Annotated in this window: 13 protein-coding genes; 12 read left to right on the top strand and 1 reads right to left on the bottom strand. The window is 45.5% G+C overall.

What is annotated here, in order from left to right:
- Window positions 1-130: 130 nt before the first annotated feature.
- From CUJ83_RS08275 to CUJ83_RS08235, 9 genes are all read left to right on the top strand, one after another.
- On the top strand, window positions 131-1,036 hold the full coding sequence (locus tag CUJ83_RS08275) for an ABC transporter ATP-binding protein (RefSeq protein ID WP_230741828.1): 906 nt from the start codon (window positions 131-133) through the stop codon (window positions 1,034-1,036).
- 1 nt (window position 1,037) lies between these two features.
- Window positions 1,038-2,228: an ABC transporter permease subunit gene (locus tag CUJ83_RS08270; RefSeq protein WP_230741827.1), complete on the top strand. Its 1,191-nt coding sequence runs from the start codon at window positions 1,038-1,040 to the stop codon at window positions 2,226-2,228.
- Window positions 2,225-3,652 (top strand): COG1470 family protein, encoded by a 1,428-nt coding sequence (locus tag CUJ83_RS08265; RefSeq protein WP_230741826.1) that lies wholly within the window; start codon window positions 2,225-2,227, stop codon window positions 3,650-3,652. The genes CUJ83_RS08270 and CUJ83_RS08265 overlap by 4 nt, the downstream gene beginning before the upstream one ends.
- 262 nt (window positions 3,653-3,914) lie before the next feature.
- Entirely contained in the window at window positions 3,915-4,997 is a 1,083-nt protein-coding gene (locus CUJ83_RS08260) for a CorA family divalent cation transporter (protein ID WP_230741825.1), read from the top strand.
- Between the two features lie 147 nt (window positions 4,998-5,144).
- On the top strand, window positions 5,145-6,014 hold the full coding sequence (locus CUJ83_RS08255; RefSeq protein ID WP_230741824.1) for a M48 family metalloprotease: 870 nt from the start codon (window positions 5,145-5,147) through the stop codon (window positions 6,012-6,014).
- A 730-nt stretch (window positions 6,015-6,744) separates the two neighbouring features.
- A complete protein-coding gene (locus CUJ83_RS08250; RefSeq protein WP_230741823.1) occupies window positions 6,745-8,187 on the top strand; it encodes a GAF domain-containing protein in 1,443 nt (480 codons plus the stop codon).
- A gap of 54 nt (window positions 8,188-8,241) precedes the next feature.
- Window positions 8,242-8,610 (top strand): hypothetical protein, encoded by a 369-nt coding sequence (locus tag CUJ83_RS08245; protein WP_230741822.1) that lies wholly within the window; start codon window positions 8,242-8,244, stop codon window positions 8,608-8,610.
- A gap of 141 nt (window positions 8,611-8,751) precedes the next feature.
- Window positions 8,752-8,973: a hypothetical protein gene (locus CUJ83_RS08240; RefSeq protein WP_230741821.1), complete on the top strand. Its 222-nt coding sequence runs from the start codon at window positions 8,752-8,754 to the stop codon at window positions 8,971-8,973.
- Between the two features lie 93 nt (window positions 8,974-9,066).
- The gene (locus tag CUJ83_RS08235; RefSeq protein ID WP_230741820.1) at window positions 9,067-9,279 is read left to right on the top strand and encodes a hypothetical protein; all 213 of its coding nucleotides are present in this window, start codon (window positions 9,067-9,069) and stop codon (window positions 9,277-9,279) included.
- Window positions 9,280-9,311: 32 nt separating this feature from the next.
- Here CUJ83_RS08235 and CUJ83_RS08230 read toward each other — a convergent pair whose 3' ends face one another.
- Entirely contained in the window at window positions 9,312-9,551 is a 240-nt protein-coding gene (locus tag CUJ83_RS08230; RefSeq protein ID WP_230741819.1) for a hypothetical protein, read from the bottom strand.
- A gap of 130 nt (window positions 9,552-9,681) precedes the next feature.
- Between CUJ83_RS08230 and CUJ83_RS08225 the strand changes: the two genes are divergently transcribed.
- From CUJ83_RS08225 to CUJ83_RS08215, 3 genes are all read left to right on the top strand, one after another.
- On the top strand, window positions 9,682-10,119 hold the full coding sequence (locus CUJ83_RS08225) for a rhodanese-like domain-containing protein (RefSeq protein WP_230741818.1): 438 nt from the start codon (window positions 9,682-9,684) through the stop codon (window positions 10,117-10,119).
- 186 nt (window positions 10,120-10,305) lie between these two features.
- Window positions 10,306-11,244 (top strand): cation diffusion facilitator family transporter, encoded by a 939-nt coding sequence (locus CUJ83_RS08220; protein WP_230741817.1) that lies wholly within the window; start codon window positions 10,306-10,308, stop codon window positions 11,242-11,244.
- On the top strand, window positions 11,234-11,683 hold the full coding sequence (locus CUJ83_RS08215) for a universal stress protein (RefSeq protein ID WP_230741816.1): 450 nt from the start codon (window positions 11,234-11,236) through the stop codon (window positions 11,681-11,683). Before CUJ83_RS08220 ends, CUJ83_RS08215 begins: the two co-directional genes overlap by 11 nt.
- Window positions 11,684-11,717 lie beyond the last annotated feature (34 nt).

Genomic DNA, 11,717 nt, shown 5'->3' with positions numbered 1-11,717 from the left:
TATTGATTTATTCTAATATTTACCAAAAAACACCCCTTATAGACATTATTTTTGAGCTATGACTTCGAATTTAATCGTAGTCTAAGTAATATATTAATAGTATACCATTACGAGATTAGTATGACCGTATATGATAAGGACAGAAGAGCTTACTAAAGTGTACGACGGTGTCAAAGCGGTCGACTCATTGAACCTGACAGTCGAAAAAGGCGAAGTGTTCGGGTTCTTAGGCCCGAACGGAGCGGGCAAGACGACAGCCATCGGGATGATGGTAGGGTTGCTCGAGCCGACCGGTGGAAAATGCTTTGTGAATGGCATCGACGTGACAAAAAACCCATTAGAAGTAAAAAAGATCACAGGTTATCTCCCTGACGGGGTTGGATTTTATCCGAACCTGACGGCAGTGCAAAACCTGAAATATTTCTCAAGATTTTACGGGATGAAGGACTCGGAAGCTGAAACAAGGATAAAGGGGCTGCTCGAATACGTCGGGCTCGGCAATGTCGATAAGCCCGTAGGCAGCTATTCCCGTGGCATGAAACAGAGGTTAGGACTTGCCCAGGCCCTCCTGAACGACCCGGACGTGCTCTTTTTAGACGAGCCCACCAATGGGCTGGACCCCCAGGGAGTCATCCAGTTCAGGAAGATCATCAAAGAACAGGCAGAGAAAGGAAAGACAGTGTTCTTCTCATCACACATCCTCGATGAAGTGCAGCACGTATGCAGCACGATAGGCATCATATCAAAAGGCGTTCTGGTCGCGAGGGGAACGACGGACGAGGTCAGGAAGAAAATGAGCAAGGACGAGACCGTAACTATCATAGTTAAAGTCAAGGGCGATATGCCCAGGATGTCCGACCCGAGGATCATAAACGCGGTATACAACAACGGAAGCGCAGTGATACAGGCTTCGGATGACATCAGGGATGCGATATCGGAGGAACTCTTCAGTAAGAACATGAGAGTCAGAGAACTGAGGTTAGAGGAAAAATCGCTTGAGGAGATATTCCTCGAGACCGTCTACAGGAGCGAGTGAAATGAGATCGGAATTTATCGTGGCGGGGAAAGAGTTCAGGGACCATCTCACCAGTAAACGCTTCATCGTCGTATTTGCCATCCTGATGCTATTATCGATCATCGGAATGGTCAACGGCATGAACGATTACAATAACAATCTTGAAAGCTATAAAAAGATGCAGGCAGAGCCGTGGTACCAGGAACAGATAGCGGAACTGCAAAAAAGGATAGCGTACCTTGAGGCGAATGGTGCGTCCGAAGATGAAATAACCGAGATGAAATACCAGCTTGAAAAAATGATAAACCCTGACATGCCTTCGGTAATGTACGTGTTCAACAACATTAACCAGTATTTCGTATTCATAGGGGCTGTTTTGGGTATATCCCTGGGATTTGACCTTATATCGAGGGAAAAGGAAGAGGGCTCCTTAAAGTCGCTGTTGTCGCATCCTGTATTCCGCGACTCAATCCTGAACGGAAAAGCGCTGGGCGCGATCGGCATGCTTACTGCGGTCATGGCGTCGGTCTTCTTCATAATCGTCGCCATCATGTTATTCTACGGCGTCGTGCCTACCGGGAATGATTTTAGCAGGATAGTTGTGTACTTTATCATAGCCCTGGTATACTGCATGCTGTTCTTCGCAGTCTCCCTGATGATGTCCACCGTGGCAAAGAGTTCAGCGATGTCTATACTATATGTGCTCGGCGTGGTCGTAGCATTATTCGTCTTCGGGATGATGTCCTACCAGGTGGTCCAGATCATAGTGGGCCAGCCGCCTCAGCCGCCCGACGGCCCCTATCCCGTTCCTATTGTATATGAAAGCGTAAGCAGCGAGATCAAGTACCAGGAGATCGCTCCCGAAATACCGGATAAAGTTCCGCCTTTAGATCCTGACATACCTCCGATGAGCGACGAATGGAAAAAATACCAGGAAGACATGCAAAAGTACTGGGATAGATACAACATGGTCAGTAATGCGATCGGCATGGTCTCGCCGATGGATAATTTCAACCGGATCTCAGCTACTATCATTAACAGGTACGGGCCTGTGTACGGCCTGATGGATTCCAGGAGTATGATATCGTACCAGGAGCAGACAGTATGGGATTCACTGGTAAGCGTCTGGCCTAACCTGCTCGTCATCTTCGTCGAGATGATAATAGCGTTAGCAGTGTCATATGTAAAGTTCTTGAGGATGGATATAAGGTGAAAACGAATAAGGTCTTAATGCCGCTTCTGGCGCTATGCCTGATAATAAGCGGTATGATAGCGCCTGTCGCGGCGGACAGCGGGTACGAGACGATCTACTCGGACTGGGCGGACAACGGGGACACCGTCACTGCAAACGGCTGTTATGTGAAGTTCACGATACAGAACGGCAGCAGTAACGTGTACGTGTCCGTAAAAAGCCCAAGCTATCCGGATAAAGAGGTGACAGTATCCCCGGGCAACTGGTACTATTACTACAACTTACTGAGGATATACATAGTTGAGATAGATCAGGCTAAGAATAAAGTGCTGGTCGATATAGCCAGGCCGTCCGGTTCTCAGGGTGACACCTCTTCAAGCGGGACAAAGCTTTCCTGCGACGTCCCGGGCCAGCTCGCACTGGGCGGCGATATAGTCTCATTCCCGATATTGATACAGAACAATAATGACGAGGATAAGACCTACACGCTCTCATCGTCCAATAGCGCGAAATGGGACGTGACGTTCACATACGGGGATAAAGGCATCTATAAAGTGTATGTCCCGAAGCACCAGTCAAAAGTCGTCAACCTGATGATACAGACTACGGGCAGCACTTCCGTCGGTGAGAAAAAGGTCATCGCATATGTGGACAGCATGAGCATAGACCTGTATGTCTATATTACCAGCGTTAACCAGACCGTAGATGTCTCTACGAAGGTCACCTCAAAAATATCCTCCATAGGCGACAAGATATTTTATGACATACGCCTGAAAAACCTGCAGTCCAAAGAGAACATCTATAAGCTGTCCGTGACCGGCCTGCCTGAGAACTGGTATTTCAGGTATAAGGAAGACTCGACGAGTTTCGACGAGATGGCTGAAGTGATAGTCCCGGCATCGGGAGAGAAGAACCTTGTACTCGAGATCGTGCCGCCGTACAGCGTGGATGTCGGGGATTATAACTTTATCGCGGTAATAACATCCCCTGACGGCACGCAGATCACAAAAGACCTCACGTTAAGGCTGAAGAGCGGCGTCGGGATGAGCGTCACTACGTCGAAGCTCGCATATGAGGCAAAACCCGGAGAATCCTTCAACATAGACGTCTACGTCTCTAATACTGGAAAGGGCGCAGCTTTGACGAACGTATACCTTGAGACGAGCGCTCCTACCGGCTGGATCGTACAGGTGTCCCCCAACCAGACCAATTCAATAAAGGCGGGGGACATACAGACGTTCAGGGTAAACGTCGTACCTCCGGGAAACATCGTGGCAAGTGACTACGAGGTCAGCATAAAGGTAAAGAGCGACCAGGCTGAAAAGGAAAAGGATTTCCGCGTGACTATCAAGACCGAATCCTATATTCCGTATATCGGCGGCGCGATGATCCTGCTGGTCGTTGTAGGCCTGATATTCATGTTCAGAAAATACGGCCGCAGATAAGCATATAATGGGCCGGCTATTTGCCGGTTCAGTTAATTTTTTTTTGAAGCATCAGAAAATTTGCTTATGGTCTCTTACAATGTATCCTGTCTTAATGCACAACCTGCCGGATAATTATCATTGACACCATCTCCGACAATAAACGATCGGATCTACCTGACATCATCGAACTATGTCTATACGGTTTTCTATGGGGACACGAATAAGTTTATCTATATACGTAGTGATATTTAACCAATCACCAGCATGGAGAAAGGCCGCTATGGATGACCAGGTCTTACAGACAGTGCAACTGGACTCTTTAAAGACGTCCTCAAGTTTTTGCGTTCATTTAAAGGCTGACGGTAGTGTGGAAAAGTTAACAAATCTTTCTTTGACCGACTATCTCGCACCGATAAAGAACTCCAGCGTAGCCTGGATAGACTGCACTACTAAAGACCTGGAAAAAGAGCTGGAAAAAATATCTCACACGATGGGTTTCACCCAGATCCCCATACAAAAACTATTATCGGGTTTCTTCTCTTCTTACGAAGACGCGGACACTGAACTGGGGATAATGCTTCCGGCCGTCGCCCTTAACGGATTGGAGATCACTGTGCGTCCCCTGATAATTCTCGTAAGGGACAACTTCGTTGTGACCGTACATAATGAAGATATAGTGAGGCTGCTGAAATTCTCAAGGTATGCGGGGCCGTTCCTTAAGAAATTGAGGTCAGAGCCCAGGCTAGAGCAGATGACGCTCATCCTTGAAAGGATCATCGACGAGAACAATGACCGTAACTTTGAGTACCTCCGGGAGATAGAGAAACGCGGCGACGACATCAGCAAGAAGCTCATCGACGAGAATATCAGCAAAAAGCAGCTCGCACATGAGATCTATGAAATGAAGCACGTGCTGATAGATTATCTCAATGTACTGTGGGCGACCAAGGACGTGGTGGACTCGTTGCGTTACGGTGACGCGGACCTCATAACTGACGATGAAAAGCTGCTGGGCAGGATAGGCATACTATCGGATAACATTGACAGGCACATAGAGCTATCCGAACAAATGTCGAACGTGCTCGCGTCGGGACTTGAGGTGATGCAGAGCATATATAACAACCAGCTACAGACCATGAACAACAAGTTCGCGATCGTGACGGCTTATCTCACGGTCTTAGGTACGGCTTTCCTGGTCCCGAACACTATAGCTACGATAGTTAGCAGCAGCCCCAGGCTAAGCTCTATGGTGGAAGGTTCCGGGGACGTGTATTTTTATTTATTAGGATTGAGCACGCTGCTGGCTACAGTTATTTCCTACTTATGGGTGAGAAAGGTCTGGTCTAAAAAGGATGATAATTGAATCTTTTTTTCAAAAGATTATTAAATATATAATTAACACATATATTTAATTCAGGAGCTGGTAGATCTATCTAAACACCAGATCCTTGTATTATAATCGCAAAGTATTTAATATCAACATTTGAAAATTAGCCAAGGTGATTGAACCATGTATACAAAATGGGGGATGACAATCAGAAAGATCTTTGTCTACGGAACACTGTTCGTTCTGTTATTCCTCGCGGTAGGAGTACTTATCTATTTTAACGTAAGCCCGTTCTTAATAGCTCTCCTATCAGGAGGTTTCCTGTTCATACAATATTTCTTCTCGGACAAGCTCGTGCTCTGGAGTACCGGTGCGAAAGTAGTGAAAGATGTAGAAGCGCCGGCACTTCATGCTATAATAGAAAAGCTATGTTCGCAGATGGGACTTCCTAAGCCAAGGATCGCCATAATGCAAAACGATATGCCGAACGCTTTCGCGACGGGCAGGAACAGAAAGAACGCCGTAGTAGCCGTTACGACCGGCATCTTGCGCGTGCTTAACGAGCGTGAGCTTGAAGGCGTCCTTGCCCATGAGCTGTCACATATAAAGAACCGGGACATGTTCGTAGTGACCTTTGCCAGCTTTGTCGTATCTCTGGTAAGCTTTGTGATATATATCCTGCTGTCCTCGTTCATGGCCAGAGGAAGCGATAGTAGCTATGGGTCAAGCTACACTGCATGGATGATATCGATCCTGCTGTCCAACACTCTGGGAGTGATACTGGTAAACACCATATCCCGCTACAGGGAATATGGGGCGGACAGGGGAGCGGCTTATGCGACCGGAAATCCGGACGGGCTTATAAACGCCTTAAAAAAGATATCCGGTGCGAGGTATTCGCCTTCCAGCGTATCATCTTTAACCTCGGCAAAATGCCTTTGCATACAGTCCCTGACAGGACGGGGCTTAATGGAGCTTTTCTCCACTCACCCGCCCATTGAGAAGCGTATAGCTGAGCTTGAAAGGATAAGATCAGAGATTCGCGGTTATTAAACCGCATTTTCTTTTAATTTTATCAACTCATTTGCTTTATAGTATGATCTTTTTTAGGTTATTCCTTTCGGATGGCAGGTAGATACTAACCTCACAAGAACACGGAAACACTAAAATTTTTATATTATTTTTTAAGGTCTCAAAGACACCAAAAGATTGGCTCGCCAAACCTCTAAGGCTCTAGTATCACCGTCAACGCGCCAACGTCTCAAACGCTCGGCTCAACACACTAAATTCTCTAAGTCACTAACTCTAAAACAAGACTCGAACCTCCCCAAAACCACCAAAGTTTAATAACGCGGTTGACGTATGGATCGACTGAAGCATACCGGATATGATGATAAACAAGGCGCAACACAAACAGTGATCTATATTTTCGTGCTTTGGGGAGGTTCGGGGTTTGTTTTAGCGTTGGTGAATTAGGGCACTTTGAGCGTTGAGCCGTGCGTTTGAGACGTTGGCCCGTTGACGGTGATACTAGAGCCCTAGAGGTTTAGTTAGTTAATCTTTAGAGCTTTCGTGCCCTTAAAATCTGAAAAAATTTTAGTGTTTCCGTGTTTTTGTGAGGTTAGTATCTACCTGCCATCCGAAAAGGCACTACAAATATTTTTTAAATAGCTCAGAAGAACTAAAATTCATTAAATTATCAAGGACTTGACCTATAATTTTTTAATGTTCAAATTATTATTATGAAAAAATTTTTAATGTAGCCGGTTCAAACCTTATTTAAATGATCAGTGAAATAACCGACGCTATCTGTGTTATTGACCATGAGAACCGGGTAGTCTGGGTAAACAAGACCTTCGAAGACTGGTTCTCAAATCATGGTAGCTTGCTCGGTAAAAACTTAAATATGCTGTTCACGGGTGCATCGGAAGGATGCATCAAGGGCCAGGTGTTCTCGGACATCGGGCCTAATAACAGGAAGAGGTATTTTGAGATAGAGTGCCTCCCGACCTTCGATGAACTGGATAACAAGGTAAGCGACCTTATAGCGTTCAGGGACGTTACGACGCTTCAGACATTATTGAATATATCCGTCCTGACCGTATCGTCGACAACCTCTAAAGACCTGATAGCCAAAGCCCTCGATATTATAGGGGAGACACTGGGGTACAGGACCATCGCCATACTGATACATAATAACGGCGTCCTTGAACTCGCCGACAGTCGGGGATATAGCCCGATGCTTAAGTCACTCTTAGCCTATCAAAGGGTGAGCCCTAATGAAAAAGGCCTTGCAGGGAGGTCTGCATATCTTAATAAGATAATAATCAAAGACATCAGGGAAGGCACGGTGTCGGAAAAGCTGCTGGCTGAATCCAGGCGGCTTGGTATCACCACGGTCGTAACTGTTCCGCTCGTCGAGCGTGATGAACTTGTCGGGGTACTGGTCATATCGACATCATATAAGCCTTCGCCTGAAGAGGTCAATCTTTTAAAGATAGTCTCAAACCAGCTATCGGTAAGCCTGAGGAAGATCATATTCGAGGAAAACCTCGTGAACGCCCGTGATGAGATAGAGCTGTATATCGATCTCATGTGCCATGACATCACGAACGCGAACCAGGCCGCCCTCGGCTATCTGGAGTTTGTCCCGGGAAAGTCCAAGGAAGAGGCCGAGCAATATATATCCAGCGCAGTGAGCTCGATCTACCGCGTTAACTCATTGATAGAGAATGTGAGGAAATTACGCAGAGTAGAGCCTGAAATGATCGAATCCGTAAGCATCAAGGAGTCCATGGATAACGCGATAATAGACGCTTATGCCCTTGCGGAGTCGTTAAGGAAACCTGTCCGGATAAACTCGGAAGTCAATCCTGTGCACCGGGTCAGAGCAAATAAGCTGTTGAGAGACCTGTTCTATAACATCCTGGAAACTATCGTTAGAAGGATAGACAGGAACGGTGTGATCGACATAAGGGTAAAAATCGAGGGTGATACTTATAATGTCATCTTTGAGGATACGGGGCCAGGCCTTGAAAAAGCTAAAGACGGGATCATACTGAGCAAAGAGATCTATAAATGCCCCAGGACGGGGCAGATAGGTATCGGGATGTATTTTATCCGGAACCTTGTAGGCAGATTCCACGGCAGCATATCTATAGATGAAAGGGTGCCGGGAAAAATTCATGAGGGGAACAGGTATATTCTTACGCTCAAAGCAGGTTAATTATAATACTATTGATATATAAATAATTGTTATATATTAAAAGAGATGATGTTCATGGAGAACCAACCACTTTTCTTTACTATCGGGGATAATATGTTTCGTCTTCATCTTCCGCGCATGCTGGAAAATTTTAGTATAGGTATGATAGATCAGGATAACAGAGGGGAGATGTTCAACTCGGACGAGCGAGAGTATTACATCGAAGATTATGTCTTTAGTAACGTCCGTTACCGGATCCACGCGAGAGAGACGGGCTCGGAACTGATGCCTTCTAAGATAGAGGCGTGGTTCTATATTAACGACAAGAAGGTAGATCCTCCGCAAGAGCTCATACAAAAGATGAAGGAAAGGGATGAAGAGATCAGCGACGGTCGTATACTTTTATATGTGAACGGATTGCTTGCTCACGGAAGGATCTATTAAAGCGAATGTTTTTTGTGTGATCTGATCGGTACTGATAGGATTTTTAATCTGATTTTTTGGAATAATCCATATTTTTAAATACCATAAAAGCTATTAACTAATTATCGCTTGATAAGCGTAATACCGGGGGGTATATAGCATATGTCAGAAAATCTTGAAGATGTAGCAAAAGCTATTGGCTTAGGCAGGATAGACGTTTTTGAAGGTATCTGCTGCACAAGCTGTAAGAAGACCGTGAATGAAACGTACATGAAGATGTTCGGCAAATGTCCTTATTGCAGGAGCAGCGGCTTCGCAGGCATCAGGGAGTATAAAAACCATATTACCGGCAGGATCCTGTACGCAGAAAGCACAGATATTTAATAAATTCGATATTTACTTTTTCTTAATTATCCGTTACCGGAAAGTAATGTAAATATATGGTCTTTGATAATATATACTATAGAGGGTCTTACCATGACTAACGTTTACAATGAAGAAGTGAAAGAGGCGGACAGTAAGTATCAAAAGGAACCGACAGCACAGAACGAGCTGGAACTGGAGAAGGCCAAGCTGAATTTCTGGAAGAAAAAGATCGAGTCGGCCCCTGGCGACGCCGAAGCTTTAAAGAATCTCAAGTATCACCAGGCAGAGGTCGAAAGGCTCGAAAGCGAGATAAAGCTATTGTAGTATCCCGGCTATTTTTCTCCTAAAAACTATCTTTATTCTTTTTGTATCATATTATATACATATGCGAAAGCATATAAGAATATGAAGCTGATGATTGCCGCTTCTATTATCCCGCCGATAATGCCTGTTATGCTCAGGCCAAAGGACATGTGCCACTTTTCCATCTGCTCAACGGCTCCCATGTAAACGCCTAAATTACCGAGTATACCAAGCAAAAGCATGATAACGGCAGATATCACAGCACCGGCCACTCCGAATGCCATCGGATCCATCTTTGCTCCAGCCAGTTCCTCACCTCCTGATTTTATTTATATTTACAAAATATTATAAATATCTAGGTCCTTTTATTATTGTCTCTTATTAAAAGCATATCAGGGACGTATATTCGAGAGGATGGATATTATGAAAAGAATGGCATTAATATTAGGCATTCTGATGATCATGGTCGTAATATTATCAATTCAAACGTCATGCGCTGAACTGGACGGCCAGGTCGTGAGCGTTCCCGGAGGCAGTTATCGTATCATAAATTCTGAGCAACTTCACAGAGTTATGCCTGATGGAAATATCGTGATGATAAACGTTCACGTCCCTTACGAAGGAGAGATCCCGCACACAGACCTTTTCATACCCTATAATGAGATCGAAAAATATAGTGATAGGCTCCCTCAGGATAAAGGCGCGACTATAGTGATCTATTGCCGCAGCGGCAGGATGGGCGATATTGCTGCCGAGAAGCTGGTTCAAATGGGCTATACGAATGTCTATAACCTGAGAGAAGGCATGAAGGTGTGGGGACAGAAGGGTTATAGGGTTTTCTATAATCCACGAATGTCGTAGGCCCTTTTGCCTGTATTTTTTAATAAGAATCCCTCTATTTTACATATAAGTCTCATAATTAACCTAAAAATATTGGCTTGTAAGTTTAATTCATGCTTCAATAATTCACTCCCGGTCTCTATATAGAAAACCCTAAATAGAATGAGCGCTTATCGAAAGGTTTACCGCATTTTGACGGGAGAAAATATGGTAAACCAGTTGAATGATATAGAACTCCTGAATAAGGAAAAAACAAGTACAGCACTATTATCGATCATATCGAACACATGCCTGGTCATCCTGAAACTTGTAGCCGGGTTCATGATAGGCTCGGTAAGTGTGATATCAGAGGCGATCCACTCAGGCATAGACCTGGTGGCTGCTATCATCGCGTACTTTTCTGTCAGGACCTCGAGCAGGCCGCCTGACCGGAAACACGCTTTCGGCCACGGCAAGATAGAGAACATATCGGGGACAATAGAAGCGTTACTGATATTCATCGCAGCCGCGCTCATAATAAAGGAAGCTTACGGCAAGCTTTCGCACGGCGTAGAGATGGAGGACGTAAGCCTCGGTATCCTCGTAATGCTCATATCCATGATAGTGAACATCTTCGTATCACAGAAACTCATGAAGACCGCTAAGAAGACTGAAAGCATTGCCCTTGAAGCGGACGCATGGCACTTAAGGACTGACGTGCTCACATCCGGGGGAATATTCCTCGGGCTTGTCGCCATCAAGCTGACCGGAATCGCGATACTGGACCCGATACTGGCTATCCTTGTCGCGTTGTTCATCATCAAGGCCGCTATCGAGCTGACAGTCAAGTCCGTAAAAGACCTGCTTGACGCAAAGCTGCCGGAGGATGAGGAAAAGACGATCGAAGAGATCATTACAGGATATTCCGGCGAGCATGTAAGCTTCCATGAGATGCGTACCAGAAAGTCGGGATCGGACAGGTTCATCGACCTTCACCTGGTAGTATCCAGAAACCTTAGCGTAGAGGACGCGAACGCCATTTCGGAGCGCATTAAGAACGATATAAAGGAAAAGCTTCCGAGAACGAGCGTGGTCATACAGCTTGAACCATGCAGCGCCGATAAAATATGCAATAACTGCGGACAGGGGTGTAATATTGAAAGCTAAAATATTAATAGCAACTGACGGCTCGAAATACAGCAAAAAAGCCGTCGATCACGGGATACAGGTAGCCATCAAGCAGGGCTATGATGTACTTGCCCTGTATGTCATCAACATGAAATCGCTCGAGCTATTCGCTTTAAGCCACCATGATGATATAACAGGATATGAGGGGGCCAACGAGATGCTGAGGGCTGAAGGCGAAGAAGCCCTGGCATATGCCGTAGAAAAAGGGAAAGAGGCTGGCGTAAACGTCTCTACAAGTATAGTTCGCGGATATCCTGCTCAAGAGATAATCAAACAGGCCGAAAAAGAAGATGTCGGACTTATAGTCGTGGGTAACCTGGGTAAGACCGGCCTGGAGCACCTGCTGATGGGCAGCGTATCGGAAGAAGTGGTGAAAAAGGCACCATGCCCTGTGCTTGTGGTCAGGGGAGATGTTTAACAGGCTAATATCGGGGAAGCATTAAGCTTCCCAT

It is taken from the genome of Methanooceanicella nereidis, from assembly GCF_021023085.1.
Taxonomy (GTDB): domain Archaea; phylum Halobacteriota; class Methanocellia; order Methanocellales; family Methanocellaceae; genus Methanooceanicella; species Methanooceanicella nereidis.
Note: the sequence above shows the minus strand (reverse complement) of the source record. Positions and strands in the feature narration are given on the sequence as shown.

Excerpts from the sequence above, each read along its gene's own strand:
- CUJ83_RS08275 (WP_230741828.1), top strand. The coding sequence starts at position 131 with ATGATAAGGACAGAAGAGCTTACTAAAGTGTACGACGGTGTCAAAGCG.
- CUJ83_RS08270 (WP_230741827.1), top strand. The coding sequence starts at position 1,038 with ATGAGATCGGAATTTATCGTGGCGGGGAAAGAGTTCAGGGACCATCTC.
- CUJ83_RS08260 (WP_230741825.1), top strand. The coding sequence starts at position 3,915 with ATGGATGACCAGGTCTTACAGACAGTGCAACTGGACTCTTTAAAGACG.
- CUJ83_RS08255 (WP_230741824.1), top strand. The coding sequence starts at position 5,145 with ATGTATACAAAATGGGGGATGACAATCAGAAAGATCTTTGTCTACGGA.
- CUJ83_RS08250 (WP_230741823.1), top strand. The coding sequence starts at position 6,745 with ATGATCAGTGAAATAACCGACGCTATCTGTGTTATTGACCATGAGAAC.
- CUJ83_RS08245 (WP_230741822.1), top strand. The coding sequence starts at position 8,242 with ATGGAGAACCAACCACTTTTCTTTACTATCGGGGATAATATGTTTCGT.
- CUJ83_RS08240 (WP_230741821.1), top strand. The coding sequence starts at position 8,752 with ATGTCAGAAAATCTTGAAGATGTAGCAAAAGCTATTGGCTTAGGCAGG.
- CUJ83_RS08235 (WP_230741820.1), top strand. The coding sequence starts at position 9,067 with ATGACTAACGTTTACAATGAAGAAGTGAAAGAGGCGGACAGTAAGTAT.
- CUJ83_RS08230 (WP_230741819.1), bottom strand. The coding sequence starts at position 9,551 with ATGGATCCGATGGCATTCGGAGTGGCCGGTGCTGTGATATCTGCCGTT.
- CUJ83_RS08225 (WP_230741818.1), top strand. The coding sequence starts at position 9,682 with ATGAAAAGAATGGCATTAATATTAGGCATTCTGATGATCATGGTCGTA.
- CUJ83_RS08220 (WP_230741817.1), top strand. The coding sequence starts at position 10,306 with ATGGTAAACCAGTTGAATGATATAGAACTCCTGAATAAGGAAAAAACA.